Source organism: Pseudomonas entomophila (assembly GCF_018417595.1).
GTDB classification, from domain to species: domain Bacteria; phylum Pseudomonadota; class Gammaproteobacteria; order Pseudomonadales; family Pseudomonadaceae; genus Aquipseudomonas; species Aquipseudomonas entomophila_C.
Genome location: NZ_CP070982.1, coordinates 3,116,604 through 3,133,511, shown reverse-complemented (window position 1 = coordinate 3,133,511; position 16,908 = coordinate 3,116,604). Strand labels below are relative to the sequence as shown.

Sequence of the window (16,908 nt, the reverse complement as noted above, 5' to 3'; positions counted from 1 at the left end):
CTGGCTCCTGCAGGTTGCATGGGATCTGCTTTTGCAGGAGCCAGCTTTGCTGGCGAAAAGGGCAACACCTACTGCGGGCTACCGAACAATCCCGTCCAGTAGATGCCCGCATCACTCTTCGGATCGACCGCATACGCCGCCCCCAGCTCGCGATAGTCCGGGTTCATCAGCGTCGCGCAATGCCCGGGGCTGGCCAGCCAGCCCTCGACCACCTTGCCCGCGGTGTCGCGCCCGGCGGCGATGTTCTCGCCGATCTGCCGGTACAGGTAGCCGGCCAGTTCGGCGCGATCACCGGGGGTGCGGCCGTCGCGGTCGATATGGTCGAAGAAGTTCTGGTTGGCCATGCTGCGCGTGTGGGTGGCGGCCACGCCAGCCAGCGTGCTGTTCCAGGCCAGCGCCGGGGCGGCGGGGAAGGGCTGGCCACCGCACTGGCGTGGCACGTTGCGCGCGGCGTTGATCGCCTGCAGCAATTTCTGCCCTTCGGCCTGCCAGTCGCCCAGGCGGCCACTGAGCAGCGGCCGGGCCAGGACGATGCGCCAGTCGCGGCCCTCCTGGCTGACACCGATATCGACGAACTGCGGGTCGAGCACCACCTGACAGAAGCTTTCCTCGATGGCCCTCATCGCCGCCTGGGCATCGCGCGGGCCGGACAGGCTGATGGCCTGGACGTTGACCATGGGGTAGGCGGCGCGGCTCATGGCCTGTTGCAGGTCGCGGGTGCCCTCCGGCGACAGTGCCAGGCGGGTGTCGCTGTTGAGCGGCGGCAGCTCCAGCGAGGCTTCGCCACCGCAACGCTGCGCCTGGCTGCGATAGACATTGATCGTATCGATCAGTTGCGCTTCCTCGCCAGTGAACGCCAGGGCACTGGTCGAGGCCAGCAGCGACAGGCCGTAGAGGCAGGCAACGGATGACAGGACGCGCATGTGGATCTCCCTATGACTGGCAGCGCCGGGGTGCAAGCCCGCCCGCGCTGCTCATCCTACACAAGCGCACGGGTTTTGGCCCGGCCCTGTGCAGTGCGGCAAAGGGGCAATAGACCGTCGATGATGGCAAAAGTGCGATCACTTGATAAGGATTCGCAGGTCCGGCCTATCTGGCCAGCGCCTGGTTGGGTTTGTAGAACAGGAAATGGGTGGTCTCGGTGGTCTTGCGATAGGTCTTGGCCCAGTCGGGATTCACGTTGCGGTCATGGAAGTAAAGTGCGCCATCGGTGGGGTCTTTCAGCTGCTGGTTGAGGGCCTTGCGCGCAATCTCCTTGGCCACCGTGTAGCGCTCCTCTTCTTCCACCTGGTCGGAACGCCCGTCGCACCACCAGGAGAACTGGCAGCTCTTGCTCTCCACCCCTTGCTTGACCACCCCGCAGATCGTGTTTGGGAAACCTTCGTGGCCCAGACGGTTGAGCACCACGCTGGCCACTGCGCTCATGTCCTGGGCGTCGGCGCCTTTCGCCTCCCAGTAAATGGTGCGTGCCAGGCACGTGATGCTGTCATCCATGGGTGCCTGGCCGGCCGGATCGACCGCCTGCACCTCACTCGGGCTGATCTTTTCCTGCTGTTCAGGGGGCGGCGCGTCCTCGACGACTTTTTCCTCGAGTTTGTGCGCCTTGTCCTCGGCGACGGCGGCCTTCTGGCTGTCGGCCGCGCCGAGAGGGCCTGCGAGCAGGGCCAGGAGCAGGCCGCAGAGCATCCAAGGGTGACGCATGGTCGAGGTCTCGCAGGGTGGGTTGCCTGTGAGTCTAGCCGTGCGCGCTCAATTCAGCGTCAGGCTCAGCACCACGGGCAGGGTCATGGCGGCCGCCACGGTCTGCAGGGCGATGATGGTCGCCATCAGGGGCGCGTTGCCGCCCATTTGCCGGGCCATCACATAGGACGACGAGGCGGTCGGCAGTGCCTGGAACAGTACGGCTACCACTGCGGCCTGGCCACCCAGCCCGAACAGGCGGCACAGGCCCCAGGCGGTCATCGGCATCACCAGGAACTTGAACAGCGACGCGGCCAGCAGCGGCTTGGCCTGCTGGCCCAGGCGCGCACCGCCCAACGCCGCGCCCACGCACAACAGGCCAAGGGGCAAGGCGGCCTGGCCGAGGGCTTTCACCGTGGGCTCAAGCCCCGCGGGCAGGCCCAGGCCGCTGACCCGCAGCAGCAGGCCTGCGGCGCAACCAATGATCAGCGGGTTGGCGAAGATCGCCCGAAGCACCGTGGCCGGTGAACTGTGGCGGGCACTGAAACGGGCGAACACCAGTACGCAGAGCAGGTTGACCAGGGGCACGATGGCGGCGTTGGCCACCGCCGCCAGGGCAATCCCGGCGCTGCCATAGAGGCCGGCGGCCAGGGTGGCGCCGATGTAGTTGTTGAAGCGCACACCGCCCTGGAACACCGAGGTGAAGTCGGCTCCGTCGTGGCTCGCCGCCCCCTGGTAGAGCACCAGCAGCAGGGCACCGAGCAGGGTGGACAGCATCAGTACACCGACCATGCCCAGCACCGGCACGCCATCGAGGTTGGCGGTGGCCAGGCCGTGGAGGAACAGCGAAGGGAGCAGTACGTAGTAGCTCAGGCGCTCGGCGCCGGGCCAGAAACTTTCGGCGAGAAAGCCACGTACCCGCAGCCAGGTGCCCAGGGCTATGAGCAGGATGATTGGCACGAGGGTGGTCAGCAACAGCGCAAGCATGGGCGTGGGTCCGTGGTCGGGTACGGACACAGCCTAGCGGGGAGCGTGGGTTGGAAAAAACGTTGTTTTCTGAAGTGAGTGTTGAGAAAAACTGCATCGACTGAAGGCGATGCGGGAGCCAACGGGCTCCCGCACGGTCACACAGCCTGGATCAAGCGCTTTCGAGGTGGCGGATGGCTGCCTTCAGGCGCTCTGCCGGCTGGTGTTGGTGGACGATCTCCGGCGCCTTGCGCACACGGCCGTGCTGGTCGACCCAGTGGCCGTTGATGAAGTAGCGGTAGCTGGCAGTGCCATAGTTCCAGCCCTGGTCGAGCAGGCCTTGCAGGTGGAAGGTCTGGGCGATCTGGCTGAGCGGGCCACTGGGGCTGCCATCCAGGTGCAGGACGATCGACGGGCTGCCCACTGGCGCGAACGGCAGCTCGCTGTAACCGCCCCATACCTTGGCGTGGAAAACCTGCACGGGATGGGTGGTCTGGATGATGGTGGCCCTGCCGGTGACCTTCTTCTGCACGGTATTGACCAGCAGATCGAGGGTCAGGGTCGGTGCGCCGAGCAGACCATTGCTGACATTCAGGCGGGTATGAAAGAGTCCGAAGGACATGCTGATTCTCCTTGTCTGCTCAGGCTTTCTTGGCGGCCTTGGCGGCCGGGCTCTTGGTCGAGGCGAGGGCCTGGTCGAGGGCTTTGCCCACGGCACCGCTGGCCAGTTGCTTGAGCTGGGCGACGTCACCGGTGGCGATAACGGCCTCCAGGGTGGCGTTATGCAGTTCAGTCGCCAGGTCGACGTTCGCCAGCGTCTGGATACGCTTGAGCTCGAGCACGACCGGTACGTTGTCCACTTCGATCCAACGCTGGCCGTTGTAGTAGCGGTAGCTGGCCACGCCCTTCTGCCAGTCCTGATCGAGCAGTGCGCGCAGCTCGAACTGCTCAGGCGAGTTGGCGTGTGGGCCGCCATGGTTGCCACGCACCGTCAGCAGGATCTTGCCTTCGCTTGGCGGTTGCACGGTGAGGTAGCTGTAGGTGCCCCAGACATCCAGGTTCAGGTCCAGCGGTGGGTTGGTGGCCTGGGTGATTGTTGCGTGGCCGTTGACGCTACGGTCCGGCGTGTAGACCAGCAGGTCCAGCTGCAGGCGCGGTGCCCCTGGCTGGTTGTTGCCGATCAGGTAGGACACCGGGAAGAGGCCTTCCGACGGTGCGAGCAGCGATTCAGACATGATTGCCTCCATTGCATTCAATGAGTGAAGAACGGTTATGTCAGCTGGCGCAGGCGGTAGGAGGGGAGAGAGTTCGAGCTGGCTTGCGCTCGAAAGGCCGTCGGGCGACGTCATGAAGACGGGCCGACGGGTGCGAGAGGCTGTTGGCAGCCAACTTGGGCAACCCATCCGTGGTATACGGGCCGCCTGCCTGGCAGCCCGCTTGAGTTAAGCAGGCCCGGCAGGCGGTGATGGCTTTTTTGCATTATCTCCGACGAGCGGCTCAGCGTTGCTTGTCGCGCATCGCCACAAAGCTGCGGCGCATGTCGCTGGCCCAGCCATCGAGCACCGGCTTGACATCGTTCAGGGTCAATTGCGTGGTGTCGTTCTCCAGCTCTTTACCGCTGCCCTTGCGCACCACCTGGGCCAGCACCTTCTGGTTGGCACCGTCGAGGAAGGCAGCTTCCACGGCGATGTCCACGGCCTGGTCGCGGCCGCCGGCGGGGGTGTTGACCGCCGCCGCCACCAGGGCGATGGGGATCACTTCGTAGGGCTTGAGGCCTTCGGTGCTGGTGGACACTGCGGTGATCGCCGGGCGCACCACGATGGTGTTCGGGCCAGGCTCCTTGACCAGGGTGAGCACGCTGCCCAGTTCCCGGCGCATTGCTTCGTTGAAGTAGCGGGTGATCTCCTGGAGGGTTTGCGCCGAAATCACATTGGTCGGCTGTGGCTTGGGATAGAACTGGCTCGGCTCGATGAACACCTTGGTGTACTGACGGGCCTTGATGTCCGGGTCGACCCAGCGCATCACCGGCGCGCCGGAAACGCTTTCGGCGGGCTTCAGGCGGCTGTAGTCCTTGAGAAAGCCGGAATAGTCCTTGGGGTCGACCCGGTTGCTGGAACAGGCGACCAGGGCCAGCAGGGCGGCGCACAACAGGGTGGTGCGAGGCAGGTGCTTCATGATGACGAGGTCCATGAGGGAAGTGGCCAGAACAACGCTAGCAGGTGCTTGGCGGATGGCCAGCACCTCGCCCGCTGCCATTGCCGATTCCTACATGACTACCTGAATGCGCCGACTTTCCATTGGCGTACAGCACTGGAAAATATGCCCTTTACGGGTATGTTTGAGGTGCTGACACATGGATGTCTACAAGCGAAGGGAGTTTGCCCGCTGGCAAGTACGGGAGTGCGTACCTGACAACGTCTTGTGCAAGGCGGTGGCGGAAATGCAAAGCGGTCTTGTGGACGCCAGCCTTGGTGGGCTTCTGTACAAGAAGCGCGTCGCCGGCTGGGGCATCGGGAAGCGTGGAGGATACCGAACTCTGCTGTCTGCACGTGTAGCCAGTCGATATGTGTTTTTGCATGGTTTTGCCAAGAACGATGTGGCGAATGTCACGTCGAGCGAGCAGAAGGCACTGCAGTTCACTGGCCGGGTTTTTCTGGAGCTGTCAGCGCAGGCGTTGGCCAAGGCGCTGGATTGCGGTGTGTTGATGGAGGTCCACTGTGGCCAGCAAACTTATTGAATCGTTGCGTGATGAGCTGAGCGCATTGGAACAGGCAGGCGCGGTCGGCAAGATCACCCTGCGCGACTTCGAGGCGATCTGCCCGGCGCCGGTCAGGGCGTTCAGTGCCGAGGACATCAAGCGCTTGCGCGAGGCCCTGAATTTCAGCCAGCCCGTGTTCGCCCTGCACCTGCACACCAGTGCATCCACGGTACGCAAGTGGGAGCAGGGCGAAACGCGGCCTGCTGGTCCTGCCCTTAAACTACTCAACCTTATCGCCGACAAAGGGTTGCAGGTGATTCTCTAGGCGTTCAGCCCAGCGCCTCGCGCACCCGATACCACAACATCCCCAATGCCAGCAGCGGCGAGCGCAAGGCCTTGCCGCCGGGGAAGGTCAGGTGCGGCACGGCGCTGAACACATCGAAGCCATGGCTGTGCTCGGTGGCGATGGCCTCGGCGAGTAGCTTCGCGGTCCAGTGGGTGACGTTCAGGCCATGTCCGGAATAGCCCTGGGCATAGTAGACGTTGGGGTATTGGCCCAGGCGGCCTACCTGGGGGAAGCGATTGGCGGTGATGCCGATCATGCCGCCCCACTGGTAGTCCAGGCGCACGTCGGCCAGTTGCGGGAACACCTTGAGCACCTTGGGCCGCATATAGGCGCCGATGTCTTTCGGGTCGCGCCCGGAATAGTGGCAGGCACCGCCGAACAGCAGGCGGTTGTCGACGGTCAGGCGGTAGTAGTCCAGGCCGACTTTCTGGTCGCACAGCGCCATGTTTTGGGGAATCAGCGTGCGGGCGAGCGATTCGGGCAGCCGTTCGCTGGCCACCACATAGCTACCCGCAGGCAGCACCTTGCCGGTCAGGCGCGGCTCCAGTTCGTCCAGGTGGGCGTTGCAGCCCAGTACCAGGCTCTGGGCGCGGACCTTGCCCCGCGCGGTGTGCAGGGTCACGGTGCTGCCGTGCTCGATGCGCAGCACCGGGCTTTGCTCGAAGATCCGCACGCCCAGGCCATGGGCTGCGCGGGCCTCGCCCTGAACCAGGTCGAGTGGGTGCAGGTGCCCGGAACCCATGTCCACCAAGCCGCCGGCGTACAGGTCACTGGCGACGATCTCGCGCATGCGCCCAGGTTCGACCAGGCGTGTCTGATGGCGGTAGCCTAGTTCCGACAGGTCGCGCTGTTCTTCTTCGAAGGCGGCGAACTGCGCCGGGGTATTGGCCAGTTCGCAGAAGCCCCAGCGCAGGTCGCACTCGATGCCGTACTGCTCGATGCGCCGGGCCACCAGCGCCACCGAGTCGATACCCGCCTGCTTCAGGTAGCGCACGCCATCCTGGCCGACATGCCGGGCAAAACCCGACACGTCGTGGCCGATCCCGCGAATCAGCTGGCCGCCGTTCCGGCCGCTGGCGCCCCAGCCGATGCGCCGGGCTTCCAGCAGTATCACCGACAGGCCGCGCTCGGCCAGCTCCAGGGCGGCGTTGACGCCGGTCAGGCCGCCGCCGACCACGCAGACATCAGCTTGCAGCTCCAGGTCGAGCACCGGGTAGGGCGTACCCTGGCGTGCGCTGGCGGCGTAGTAGGAAGCGGTGTGTTCAGTCATGTGTGGCATGGGTGTGCTCGGCTCAGCGGTTGGACTTGATCTTGCTCCAGGAGCGGGTCATCTGCCGCAGGATCCCGGGGCTTTGCATGGTCGAGACATACAGCTTGTCCAGTACCTCCTGGGGCGGGTAGATCTCGGGGTTGTTCACCAGCGCCGGGTCCATGTCGGCCTGGGCATCGGGGTTGGCGTTGGCATAACCGACGGCCTTGCTGACCTTGGCGATCACCTTGGGGTCGAGCAGGTAGTTGATGAACGCCAGGGCCTCGTCGGGGTTCTTGGCGTCCTTGGGGATGGCCAGCAGGTCGAACCACAGGTTGCTGCCCTCCTTGGGGATGCTGTAGGCGACCTTGACGCCGTTGCCGGCCTCTTCGGCGCGGTGCGCGGCCTGCAGCACGTCGCCGGAGTAGCCGAAGGCAATGCAGACGTCGCCGTTGGCCAGGTCGGAGACGTACTTGGAGGAGTGGAAGTAGGTGATGTACGGGCGCAGTTCGAGGAAGCGGGCTTCGGCTTTCCTGTAGTCATCGGCCTTTTCGCTGCGCGGGTTCATGCCCAGGTAGTTGAGCATGGCCGGGTACAGTTCGTCGGGCGAGTCCATGAACGCCACGCCGCACTGCTTGAGCTTCTTCAGGTTCTCGGGCTCGAACAGCACGGCCCAGGAGTCGATCTTGTCGATGCCCAGCACCGCCTTGACCTTGTCGACGTTGTAACCGATGCCGTTGGTGCCCCACAGGTAGGGCACGGCGTACTGGTTGCCCGGGTCGTTCTGCTCGAGCTGTTTGAGCAGTTTCGCGTCCAGGTGCTGCCAGTTCGGCAGCTTGCTGCGGTCCAGCGGCAGGAACGCGCCGGCCTGGGCCTGGCGGGCGAGGAAATGGTTCGAAGGCACTACCACGTCGTAGCCGGTGCGCCCGGCCAGCAGCTTGCCCTCGAGGGTTTCGTTGGAGTCGAACACGTCATAGACCACCTTGATCCCGCTGCTGGCCTGGAAGTCGGCCAGGGTGGTGTCACCGATGTAGTCGGTCCAGTTGTACACGCTCACCGTCGGCTGGGCGTGCGCGGCGGCGCCGAACAGCAGGGCGAAGGTTGCGGGGATCAGGGCTTGCAGTTGACGCATGTCGACACCTCGTTGGTCTTTTTCTTGGTCGTGGTATTAACGATGGATCGGTGGTGCGGCGTTCGTTGTAGGAGCGGCGTCAGCCGCGATGCCGGCACCGCGGTGCCAGGCACCCGCTTCGCGGGTGATCGCGGCTGAAGCCGCCCCTACAGGGGGCGTTGCAAATCACACGCTCAGCAACAGGAACTCCCGCTCCCACGAGCTGATCACCCGCTTGAAGTTCTCGTGCTCGGCGCGCTTGACCGCGACATAACCCTGGACGAACTGCTGCCCCAGGTACTCGCGCACCACCTCGCAATCCTCCATGTGCTGCAGCGCGTCCTCGATGGTGATCGGCAGGCGCAGGTTACGCCGCTCATAGGCACGCCCTTGCACCGGCGCGCTCGGCTCGATCTTCTCGACCATGCCGATGTAGCCGCACAGCAGGCTTGCGGCGATCGCCAGGTACGGGTTGGCGTCGGCACCCGGCAGGCGGTTTTCCACGCGCATCGCTTCAGGGCTGGAGGTCGGCACGCGCAGGCCGGCGGTGCGGTTCTCCTCGCCCCACTCGACATTCACCGGCGCCGAGGTGTCGGGCAGGAAGCGGCGGAACGAGTTGACGTTGGGCGCGAACATCGGCAGCAGCTTGGGGATGTACTTCTGCAGGCCACCGATGTGGTGCAGGAACAGCTCGCTCATGCTGCCGTCGTCGTTGGCGAAGATCGGCTTGCCGGTGGCGATGTCGACCACGCTCTGGTGCAGGTGCATGGCGCTGCCGGGCTCGTCGGTGATCGGCTTGGCCATGAAGGTGGCGGTGACGTTGTGCTTGAGCGCCGCCTCGCGCAGGGTGCGCTTGAACACGGTGATCTGGTCGGCCAGGTCGAGGGCGTCGCCGTGGCGGAAGTTGATCTCCATCTGCGCCGGGCCGTCCTCGTGGATCAGCGTGTCCAGGTCCAGGCCCTGGATCTCGCACCAGTCGTAGACGTCCTCGAACAGCGGGTCGAATTCGTTGGCGGCGTCGATGGAGAACGACTGGCGGCCACTCTCCGCGCGGCCGGAACGGCCCAGCGGTACCTGCAGTGGCAGGTCCGGGTCTTCGCAGCGCTGGGTGAGGTAGAACTCCATCTCCGGCGCGACGATCGGCTGCCAGCCCTTGTCGGCATACAGCTTGAGCACCTTCTTCAACACGTTGCGCGGCGACAGCTCGATGGGGTTGCCCTGTTTGTCGAAAGTGTCGTGGATGACGATCGCGGTCGGTTCGATGGCCCAGGGGATCTGGTACACCGCCGTGGGGTCGGGGCGGCAGACCATGTCGATGTCGGCGGCGTCGAGCAGGCTGTAGTAGATGTCGTCATCGACGTAGTCGCCGGTGACGGTCTGCAGCAGCACGCTTTCGGGCAGGCGCATGCCGCGTTCGTGGAGGAACTTGGCGGTCGGGGCGATCTTGCCGCGGGCGATGCCGGTCAGGTCGCTGATCACGCATTCGACTTCGGTGATCCGGTGTTCTTTCAGCCAGGTGGACAGCTGATCGAAGGGGGCGTTCATACAGACCTCTTGGTTGGGTTGTTGTGCGTCGCTCGCCAGTGGGCACTTCCCACGGGTGACGCTGAGGGCTATCTTGGGCGCTGCCCGCGAGGGCGATCTATCCACTTTCTTCGCCGTTGAATGCACCAAAAGAGTGCAATAGGACAGTGCGTGACAGCGCCAACCGCCTTGCAGGTCCAGGATTTCCGTACCACCGATGTGACCGAACAGACCCGCGCCACCCCCGGCTGGCAGCAGCAGTACCGGCAGATGTCCCCGGGGCATTTCAATGGCCAGTTGCGCTGGCTGGGGCTCGAGGGCGTGGAGGTTTACGAGGAGCGCCTCAATACCCGGGTCGAACAGTTCTTCCGCGCCCCCAGCGGCGCGCTGGCGTTCTGTTTCGACCGCAGCGAGAACAGCCTCTACCTGCTCAACGAAGACAGCCGCAATATCTGGATCACGCCCGAGAACTACCAGGAGGTGGCGGTGGTGTTCGAGCAGCCGTTCCTGGCCAGCCATGGCCTGGATGTGGAGCGCCTGCGCGGCTTGTTCATGGTGCCGCTGACCTGCCAGCAGAACGCCCTGTTCGGCAATTGGCTGAGCACCACGCTCACTCGCCTCGGCCAGGCCGATTGCCCGCTGGAGGGCAGGGCGCTGGCCGAGCAGTTGCTGGAGGACTGCCTGTTCATCCTCGACAATGCTGGCCAGCATCTGCAGGGCGATGCGTTGGGCAAGCGCGACGAAGCGCGGGCGATCATGCGCCGGGTCAGTGAATGGGCCGCCGACTGCCCTGACGAAACCCTCAACCTGGTGGAACTGGCCAAGGTCGCCGGTGTATCGGTTCGCCAGTTGCAGCAGGCCTTCAAAGGCTTTACCGACATGCCGCCTGCGCATTGGTTGCGGCTGCGCCGGCTCAATGGCGCGCGGCGTGACCTGCGGGCCGGTGACGCGACCGTGGCCGAGGTGGCCATGCGCTGGTCGTTCTGGCACCTGGGGCGGTTTTCCGACAGTTACCGGCAGCTGTTCAGGGAGTTGCCGAGCGAAACCCTCAGGCGCGGACGCGGGCAGTAGCGGCGCTGACGGCGAAAACTTGCTAGGGTGCCTGCCGCTGTCATGCAGAGGGGCGGGTATGGATACCGCACAGGCACCGCGTTTTACCTACCAGAAAGTCCACCGCTACCTGTGTGACTGGCTCGACGCGCAGCCACACGGGCAAGTGCACCGTTTGCCGTCCTTGCGGGAAGTGAGCCGACGGTTGCAGGTCTCGTTGTCGAGCAGCAAGCAGGCATTTGCCTTGCTGGAGGCGCAAGGGCGGATCCTCTCCAGGCCCAAGGTCGGCTACTTCAGCGTACCGCGTGCTCCGACAATGCTGCTGGCGCCTTCGGCCAGCCTGATCGACCGGGTGTTCGCCAGCGCCCGGCAACCGGGGATGCTGGCGTTGAGCAGCGATGCGCCGAGCGTGCTTGCGGCCCTCGAACACCCCCTGGCGATGATCGAGCGCGAATTGCTGCGCCAGACGCTGCGCAGCGAATCGCCCCCGTATCAGCCCTTCGGCGAGCCAGCACTGCGTGAGGCATTGGCACGCCGCTACAGCTGCGGCCTGGAGGATCACTGGCAGGCCGACCAGGTGTTCATCGGCGCAGACCTGCGCAGCATGCTCGAACTGGCCCTGCGCGCGCTGGTACCGGCCGGGTCGGTGGCGCTGGTCGAATCACCGTGCTCCTGGTTGGTGCTGCGGCAACTGCGGCTGGCGGGGTTGCATGTGGTGGAAGCGCCGCTGGACGGGCAGGGGCGCTTCGACTTTGAGGCAATGGCGCATGTGCTGGCTGACATGCAGGTACGCGTGGCGGTGTTGTCCTCGGCGGTCAACATGCCGCAGGGGGGCGCGATGCCAATAGAGGACAAACAGCGCCTGTGCGCGCTGCTGGCCAGGCACCAGGTGTGGCTGTTCGAGAACGACAGCTACGGCGCGCTGTGTACCACGCAGCCTCGCTACAGGGACCATGCCGATCCGCAACGGCTGCTGATCTTTGCCAGTTTCGACAAATGCATCGGCGCCGAGGCGCCCTTTGGCTACCTGCTGTGCCGGCAAACGACAATTCTGGCCCAGGCATTGGTCGGCCGAGGTTTCCGCCTGCCGGCCTACCGCCAGCGGGCCATTGCACAACTGCTGTCCAGTGGGCGTCTGGATCACCACCTGCAATTGCTGACCGGGCAGCTCGCCGCCAGCCAGGCGCGCATGGCGCACCTGCTGCAACGCCATGCGGCGGATTGCCTGCGGCTGGTCTTGCCGGTGGCTGGCCCCGCATTCTGGCTGCAGGCCGCGCGGCCGGTGGACATGGACACCGTCTGCGAGCATTTGCTGGGGGCTGGGATCGTCATTGCCCCGGGCTCGTTGTTCAGCCAGGCCGGCCATTGGCGTGATTGCCTGCGTCTGAGCTTCACCGTCGACTGGCGCCAGGACATCGAAGGGGCACTGATCAAACTGGCCCAAGCGATACGCCAGGCGCCTCAACTGCCGTAGCAGTGCGCAAGCTCCGGGAACTCACCCTGGCGCACTTCGCTGGCATAGCGTGCGCAGGCCTCGCCAATCACCGCTGTGAGGTCGGCGTACTGTTTGACGAAGCGCGGCTGATGCGGCCCGCCGAGGCCGAGCAGGTCCTCGGTGACGAGGATCTGCCCATCGCAGGCCGGCGAGGCGCCGATACCGATGCACGGCTGCTGGTTCTGTTGGCTGATCCGCCGCGCCAAGGGCTCGGCAACGCCTTCGAGCAACAAGCTGAAGGCACCGGCCGCCAGGTTGGCGCGGGCATCCTCCAAGATCGTTTCGGCACTGGCTTCGGTCAGCCCCTGCGCTTTGTAGCCCCCCATGACATGGACGAACTGCGGCATCAGGCCGACATGGGCCATCACCGGAATGCCCCGTTCGACCAGGAACGCGACCGTAGGGGCCAGGGCGCGATTGCTCTCGAGCTTGACTGCGTCGCAGCTGGTTTCTGACAGTACCTGGGCGCAATTGCGAAACGCTTGCTCGGGGGACGCCTGGTAGCTGCCGAACGGCATGTCGGCGATCACGCAGGCGTGTTCGGTGCAGTCGACCACGGCACGGGTATGGCTGATGGTTTCGTCCAGGCGCATGGCCAGGGTGGAAGGGCGGCCATAGGCGACCATGGCGGTCGAGTCGCCGACCAGGATGAAGTCCACCAACGGGTCGATCAGGCGGGCGATGGGGGTGCTGTAGGCGGTCAGGGCGACGATCTTCTGCCGGCCTTTCAGGGCGGCCAGGTCGGTGATGGTCAGGCGGTGGTGAAGGGGGCTCATCGGTACCTCCGGCGTGTTTGGAGGTGTCCGATTATTAGCGTGTGGGCAGGGGATTCAAGGCACAGATCACGGCGCAATTGCAGCCCAGATAGCGGGCGCACCGCACACCTTGAGGCGCCAGCGTTACTGGCGAACACCGGCAAGGCCGGTGCCCGTCATCGCGGTAGAGGGATCAGTTACGATCCAGCCACACCGTCTGGGCATTGGTGAACTCACGCACGCCAAAGTGCGACAGCTCACGCCCGAACCCGCTCTTCTTCACGCCGCCGAACGCCACGCGGGGGTCCGAGGCGCAGTAGCCGTTGATGAACACGCCACCGGTGTCCAGCGCCTCGGTCATGCGCTCGGCCAGGGCGTAGTCGGCGGTGTAGATCGTCGAAGCCAGGCCAAATTCGCTGTCGTTGGCCAACTCCACCGCATGATCGGCGTCACGGGCGCTGATGATCGCCGCCACCGGGCCGAACAGCTCCTGTTTGAACGCCGTCATCTCAGGGGTGACGTTGGCGAACACGGTCGGTGCGTAGAAGTTGCCCACGCCTTCAAGCTTGTGCCCGCCCAACAGCAGGGTGGCGCCTTCGGCCAGGGTAGCCTGGACCTGGCCGTCGAGCTCGTCGCGCAGGTCGTAGCGGGCCATCGGGCCGATGTAGGTGGCCTCTTCCAGCGGGTTGCCGACGGTCAGCGCACGGGTGGCCTCGACGAACTTCTCGGTGAACGCCTCGACGATGCTCTCTTCGACGATCAGGCGCTTGGCGGCGGCGCAGACTTGCCCCGTGTTTTGAAAGCGGCCAATCACCGCCGCTTTCACGGCGGCATCGAGGTCGGCGTCAGCCAGCACGATGAACGGGTCGGAGCCGCCCAGTTCCAGCACGCATTTCTTCAACGCGGCACCCGCCTGGGCGCCGATGGCCATGCCGGCGCGCACGCTGCCGGTCAGGGTGATGGCGGCGATGCGCGGGTCGTTGATGGCGCGGGTAACACCCTCCGGGGAGACGTTGAGCACCTCGAACACGCCCTCAGGCAGGCCGGCACGCTTGAACAGGTCGGCCAGCAGGTAGGCGCTGCCCATCACGTTGGGGGCATGCTTGAGCACATAGGTGTTGCCGGCCAGCAGGGCCGGGACGGCGCCGCGCAGCACCTGCCAGATCGGGAAGTTCCACGGCATCACGGCGAGGATCGGGCCGAGCGGACGGTACTCGATGCGGGCTTTGTCGATCTGGGTCGGTTCGGGGGCGAGCATCGCCGGGCCATGTTCGGCGTACCACTGGCACAGGCCGACGCACTTGCTCACTTCACCACGGGCCTGGGTGATCGGCTTGCCGATCTCGCGGGCGATCATCTGGGCGAAGGCTTCGGCGTTGGCTTGCAGGGCCTGCGCCAGGGCGAGCAGGTATTCGCTGCGCTGACCCAGCGACACCTTGCGCCACTGGCCGTAGCCGACCTTGGCGCGTTGCAGCGCCGCTTCCAGTGCGGCGTCGGTGTCGAAGGCGTAGTGGCCGATCTGTTCGCCGCTGAAGGGGTCGACGGAGATGGCGTGGGTCAGGCTGCTGATCTGGCTCATGGCTGGACGCTCATTGTTTTGATGGGGTGAGCCCAGACTAGGGGTGGCGCGCTTTATTGAAAACTGAATAATACTGAGCGAAACATTCACGTTTGGAGAATGACTGTGGACCTGGTGCAACTCGAGATGTTCAAGGCCGTGGCCGAGCACGGCAGCATCAGCGCTGCCGCCCAGCATATCCACCGGGTGCCGTCGAACCTGACCACCCGCATCAAGCAGCTGGAAGAGGACCTGGGCGTCGAGCTGTTCATCCGCGAGAAGAGCCGGTTGCGGCTGTCGCCTGCCGGGTGGAATTTCCTGGAATACACCCGGCGCATCCTCGACCTGGTGCACGAGGCGCGCCTGACGGTGGCCGGCGAGGATCCGCAGGGCACCTTCGCCCTGGGTTCGCTGGAAAGCACGGCGGCGGTGCGCATTCCAGCGCTGCTGGCGGCCTATAACCAGCGCTACCCCAAGGTCGACCTGGACCTGTCCACCGGGCCCTCGGGGACCATGCTCGAAGGGGTGTTGTCCGGGCGCCTGGTGGCGGCTTTCGTCGATGGCCCGGTGCTGCACCCGACCCTCGAGGGCATGCCGGTGTTCGAGGAGGAAATGATGGTCATCGCGCCGCTCAACCACGCACCGGTGACCCGTGCCCGCGACGTCAACGGCGCGAGCATCTATGCCTTCCGCGCCAACTGCTCGTACCGCCACCATTTCGAAAGCTGGTTCGTCCATGACCAGGCCGTGCCGGGCAAGATCCACGAGATGGAGTCCTACCACGGTATGCTCGCCTGTGTCAGTGCCGGCGCGGGGCTGGCCATGATGCCGCGCAGCATGCTCGACAACATGCCTGGGTGCAGCACGGTGAGCGCTTGGCCGATGGCGGAGGATTTCCGCTATCTCAAGACTTGGCTGGTGTGGCGGCGTGGAACGGTATCGCGCAGCTTGAGCATGTTCATCAAGCTGCTCGAGGAGCGTCGCGACGCGCCCCTGTAGGCGCGGCTTCAGCCGCGATGCGGACACCACAGTACACAGACTAACGGCGCGCTGGTTTGCGAACGACGGCACCTGGAAATCATCCAATGTGTGTAGACCATCCCCCAGAGGGAGGAATGCACCATGCGTACCCATCATTACGGTCTGTGCGCGGCACTGATGCTCGCCCTGGCCATGCCCTGGACCCTGGCGGCGGCCGCCGACCTGAATGCCCCGATCGACCCACAGGGCGTGCAATTGCAACCCCAGCAACAGAACGGCATCCGTTACCTGCAGGGCGGCATCGGCCAGGATGAAGCCAACGCCCTGCGTCGTACTCCAGGCTACGATTTGCACATCACCCTTTCCGTTGGCCGCGATGGCCAGTTCCAGAGCGGGGCGGCGGTGGATATCCAGTCGGCACAGGGGCAATCGGTGCTGGCGTTGCAGGATGTTGGCCCGTTGATCTTCGTGCAACTGCCACCGGGGCACTACCGGGTGACGGGCACGGCGGGTGGGCAGACCTTGCAGCAGCTGGTGGCGGTGGATGGCAAGACGCCTGCCAGGGTGGACCTGAACTGGCATTGAATCGGTAGGCGTACAAATGTTCTCTTTGGAGTCGGCTTGGGGATTGGTTCACCGGCAAGCCGGCTCCTACGGGGGGCAATATGGAGGCTGAATTGCGTTTGCAGGGGCTGTGCGACGAGGGATACGTCATGATTCCCGCTGTGCTGGACCCCTTGCGTATTGCCTTGCTTCGCTGTGCAATCGACGATCTGCAACCGCTGCACTGGGACTACCAGGGGCTGTTGGAGCACTACAAGTGCGTCTTCAACCGCGATCCGTTGTGGTTGCCGTTTCTCGACCTGCCGCCGTTGATCGAGCTTGCCGAAGCCGCGCTGGGGAGCGACTGTCACGTGATTGGCCAGACCGCATGGCGCAGCCACCCAGGCTACCCTGGCACGGGGTTGCACCTGGACCATCTGCCCATGGAACTGCCCGAGTGGCTGAGCAGCCTGCAACGCTTCACCCAGCCCATGCAGATACTCACCGCGCAACTCTATCTCTGTGATGTCGACCTGGCACTGGGGCCGACTTGGGTCGTGCCCGGCAGTCATCATGCGGGCCGTGCGCCCAGGCCGGGCGAGGACAACTGGCTAGGGCAGGGCGCCGTGCCCATCCTGTGCACGGCCGGTGATGCGCTGGTCTTTCGCAGCGATTGCTGGCATGCCGGTGGCGCCAACCGCAGCAACGGGCAAGTCCGCGACATGCTCCAGGTGCACTATGGGCGGCGGATGGTGGCGCAGAAGTTCTCCCCCTATCTCGACTGGCAGTTCAATCCCGAAGTGCTGGCGGCGGCCACGCCCCGCCAGCGCAGGTTGCTGGGCGAACATGCGGAGTCGGAATACGACTGAATGCACAGATGGAACGGACTGTCCTCCATCGATAGTGGCAAAACACTTCAACTTTGAGATTATTCAGACAATAATCAAAAAAT

At 64.8% G+C, this 16,908-nt stretch carries 18 protein-coding genes; 7 read left to right on the top strand and 11 right to left on the bottom strand.

All coding sequences use genetic code 11. The features are described 5' to 3' along the window. Positions 1-68 precede the first annotated feature (68 nt). The 6 genes from JYG34_RS13900 to JYG34_RS13875 all read right to left on the bottom strand — a co-directional run bounded on the left by JYG34_RS13900 (position 69) and on the right by JYG34_RS13875 (position 4,821). Positions 69-923, bottom strand: coding sequence for a CAP domain-containing protein (locus tag JYG34_RS13900; protein ID WP_213656985.1), 855 nt, complete (start codon positions 921-923; stop codon positions 69-71). A 166-nt stretch (positions 924-1,089) separates the two neighbouring features. Beyond that, positions 1,090-1,701 (bottom strand): cell wall hydrolase, encoded by a 612-nt coding sequence (locus JYG34_RS13895; RefSeq protein WP_213656984.1) that lies wholly within the window; start codon positions 1,699-1,701, stop codon positions 1,090-1,092. A 48-nt stretch (positions 1,702-1,749) separates the two neighbouring features. Then, entirely contained in the window at positions 1,750-2,667 is a 918-nt protein-coding gene (locus JYG34_RS13890) for an AEC family transporter (RefSeq protein WP_213656983.1), read from the bottom strand. A gap of 151 nt (positions 2,668-2,818) precedes the next feature. Beyond that, positions 2,819-3,268: a DUF1842 domain-containing protein gene (locus tag JYG34_RS13885; RefSeq protein WP_213656982.1), complete on the bottom strand. Its 450-nt coding sequence runs from the start codon at positions 3,266-3,268 to the stop codon at positions 2,819-2,821. A 19-nt stretch (positions 3,269-3,287) separates the two neighbouring features. Then, positions 3,288-3,881 carry a DUF1842 domain-containing protein gene (locus tag JYG34_RS13880; protein ID WP_213656981.1) on the bottom strand — a complete coding sequence of 198 codons (594 nt, stop codon included), beginning with the start codon at positions 3,879-3,881 and terminating at the stop codon, positions 3,288-3,290. A 262-nt stretch (positions 3,882-4,143) separates the two neighbouring features. Next, on the bottom strand, positions 4,144-4,821 hold the full coding sequence (locus JYG34_RS13875) for a DUF3313 domain-containing protein (RefSeq protein WP_213656980.1): 678 nt from the start codon (positions 4,819-4,821) through the stop codon (positions 4,144-4,146). Positions 4,822-4,999: 178 nt separating this feature from the next. Here JYG34_RS13875 and JYG34_RS13870 point away from each other — a divergent pair, with 178 nt between their 5' ends. Together JYG34_RS13870 and JYG34_RS13865 are read left to right on the top strand one after the other, a co-directional pair. Continuing rightward, the gene (locus JYG34_RS13870) at positions 5,000-5,383 is read left to right on the top strand and encodes a type II toxin-antitoxin system RelE/ParE family toxin (protein WP_213656979.1); all 384 of its coding nucleotides are present in this window, start codon (positions 5,000-5,002) and stop codon (positions 5,381-5,383) included. Then, positions 5,364-5,669 carry a helix-turn-helix domain-containing protein gene (locus JYG34_RS13865; protein ID WP_213656978.1) on the top strand — a complete coding sequence of 102 codons (306 nt, stop codon included), beginning with the start codon at positions 5,364-5,366 and terminating at the stop codon, positions 5,667-5,669. The genes JYG34_RS13870 and JYG34_RS13865 overlap by 20 nt, the downstream gene beginning before the upstream one ends. 4 nt (positions 5,670-5,673) lie before the next feature. On the opposite strand, the gene JYG34_RS13860 is transcribed toward JYG34_RS13865, so the two are convergent. The 3 genes from JYG34_RS13860 to JYG34_RS13850 form a co-directional block, all read right to left on the bottom strand. After that, positions 5,674-6,969 carry an NAD(P)/FAD-dependent oxidoreductase gene (locus JYG34_RS13860; protein WP_213656977.1) on the bottom strand — a complete coding sequence of 432 codons (1,296 nt, stop codon included), beginning with the start codon at positions 6,967-6,969 and terminating at the stop codon, positions 5,674-5,676. A gap of 13 nt (positions 6,970-6,982) precedes the next feature. Beyond that, positions 6,983-8,071, bottom strand: a complete 1,089-nt coding sequence (locus tag JYG34_RS13855; RefSeq protein WP_213656976.1) for a polyamine ABC transporter substrate-binding protein — start codon at positions 8,069-8,071, stop codon at positions 6,983-6,985. A 165-nt stretch (positions 8,072-8,236) separates the two neighbouring features. Next, positions 8,237-9,595 carry a glutamine synthetase family protein gene (locus JYG34_RS13850; RefSeq protein ID WP_011534065.1) on the bottom strand — a complete coding sequence of 453 codons (1,359 nt, stop codon included), beginning with the start codon at positions 9,593-9,595 and terminating at the stop codon, positions 8,237-8,239. Between the two features lie 150 nt (positions 9,596-9,745). On the opposite strand from JYG34_RS13850, the gene JYG34_RS13845 reads away from it, so the two are divergent. Then, the gene (locus tag JYG34_RS13845) at positions 9,746-10,645 is read left to right on the top strand and encodes a helix-turn-helix domain-containing protein (protein ID WP_213656975.1); all 900 of its coding nucleotides are present in this window, start codon (positions 9,746-9,748) and stop codon (positions 10,643-10,645) included. Between the two features lie 58 nt (positions 10,646-10,703). Further along, positions 10,704-12,098: a PLP-dependent aminotransferase family protein gene (locus JYG34_RS13840; RefSeq protein WP_213656974.1), complete on the top strand. Its 1,395-nt coding sequence runs from the start codon at positions 10,704-10,706 to the stop codon at positions 12,096-12,098. Here the strand turns inward: JYG34_RS13840 and panB are convergent. Next, entirely contained in the window at positions 12,086-12,895 is an 810-nt protein-coding gene (gene panB, locus JYG34_RS13835) for a 3-methyl-2-oxobutanoate hydroxymethyltransferase (RefSeq protein WP_213656973.1), read from the bottom strand. The genes JYG34_RS13840 and panB overlap by 13 nt on opposite strands. Before the next feature lie 172 nt (positions 12,896-13,067). Continuing rightward, positions 13,068-14,453, bottom strand: coding sequence for an aldehyde dehydrogenase family protein (locus JYG34_RS13830; RefSeq protein WP_213656972.1), 1,386 nt, complete (start codon positions 14,451-14,453; stop codon positions 13,068-13,070). 105 nt (positions 14,454-14,558) lie between these two features. On the opposite strand from JYG34_RS13830, the gene ptrR reads away from it, so the two are divergent. The 3 genes from ptrR to JYG34_RS13815 all read left to right on the top strand — a co-directional run bounded on the left by ptrR (position 14,559) and on the right by JYG34_RS13815 (position 16,825). Beyond that, a complete protein-coding gene (ptrR, locus tag JYG34_RS13825) occupies positions 14,559-15,431 on the top strand; it encodes a putrescine utilization regulator PtrR (RefSeq protein ID WP_213661189.1) in 873 nt (290 codons plus the stop codon). 123 nt (positions 15,432-15,554) lie between these two features. After that, a complete protein-coding gene (locus JYG34_RS13820; RefSeq protein ID WP_213656971.1) occupies positions 15,555-15,998 on the top strand; it encodes a carboxypeptidase regulatory-like domain-containing protein in 444 nt (147 codons plus the stop codon). 80 nt (positions 15,999-16,078) lie between these two features. Next, entirely contained in the window at positions 16,079-16,825 is a 747-nt protein-coding gene (locus JYG34_RS13815) for a phytanoyl-CoA dioxygenase family protein (protein WP_213656970.1), read from the top strand. Positions 16,826-16,908: the final 83 nt, after the last annotated feature.

Bases quoted from the DNA above. Each gene is read 5' to 3' on its own strand.
- JYG34_RS13900 (WP_213656985.1), bottom strand. From the start codon at position 923: ATGCGCGTCCTGTCATCCGTTGCCTGCCTCTACGGCCTGTCGCTGCTG.
- JYG34_RS13895 (WP_213656984.1), bottom strand. From the start codon at position 1,701: ATGCGTCACCCTTGGATGCTCTGCGGCCTGCTCCTGGCCCTGCTCGCA.
- JYG34_RS13890 (WP_213656983.1), bottom strand. From the start codon at position 2,667: ATGCTTGCGCTGTTGCTGACCACCCTCGTGCCAATCATCCTGCTCATA.
- JYG34_RS13885 (WP_213656982.1), bottom strand. From the start codon at position 3,268: ATGTCCTTCGGACTCTTTCATACCCGCCTGAATGTCAGCAATGGTCTG.
- JYG34_RS13880 (WP_213656981.1), bottom strand. From the start codon at position 3,881: ATGTCTGAATCGCTGCTCGCACCGTCGGAAGGCCTCTTCCCGGTGTCC.
- JYG34_RS13875 (WP_213656980.1), bottom strand. From the start codon at position 4,821: ATGAAGCACCTGCCTCGCACCACCCTGTTGTGCGCCGCCCTGCTGGCC.
- JYG34_RS13870 (WP_213656979.1), top strand. From the start codon at position 5,000: ATGGATGTCTACAAGCGAAGGGAGTTTGCCCGCTGGCAAGTACGGGAG.
- JYG34_RS13860 (WP_213656977.1), bottom strand. From the start codon at position 6,969: ATGCCACACATGACTGAACACACCGCTTCCTACTACGCCGCCAGCGCA.
- JYG34_RS13855 (WP_213656976.1), bottom strand. From the start codon at position 8,071: ATGCGTCAACTGCAAGCCCTGATCCCCGCAACCTTCGCCCTGCTGTTC.
- JYG34_RS13850 (WP_011534065.1), bottom strand. From the start codon at position 9,595: ATGAACGCCCCCTTCGATCAGCTGTCCACCTGGCTGAAAGAACACCGG.
- JYG34_RS13840 (WP_213656974.1), top strand. From the start codon at position 10,704: ATGGATACCGCACAGGCACCGCGTTTTACCTACCAGAAAGTCCACCGC.
- panB (WP_213656973.1), bottom strand. From the start codon at position 12,895: ATGAGCCCCCTTCACCACCGCCTGACCATCACCGACCTGGCCGCCCTG.
- JYG34_RS13830 (WP_213656972.1), bottom strand. From the start codon at position 14,453: ATGAGCCAGATCAGCAGCCTGACCCACGCCATCTCCGTCGACCCCTTC.
- JYG34_RS13820 (WP_213656971.1), top strand. From the start codon at position 15,555: ATGCGTACCCATCATTACGGTCTGTGCGCGGCACTGATGCTCGCCCTG.
- JYG34_RS13815 (WP_213656970.1), top strand. From the start codon at position 16,079: ATGGAGGCTGAATTGCGTTTGCAGGGGCTGTGCGACGAGGGATACGTC.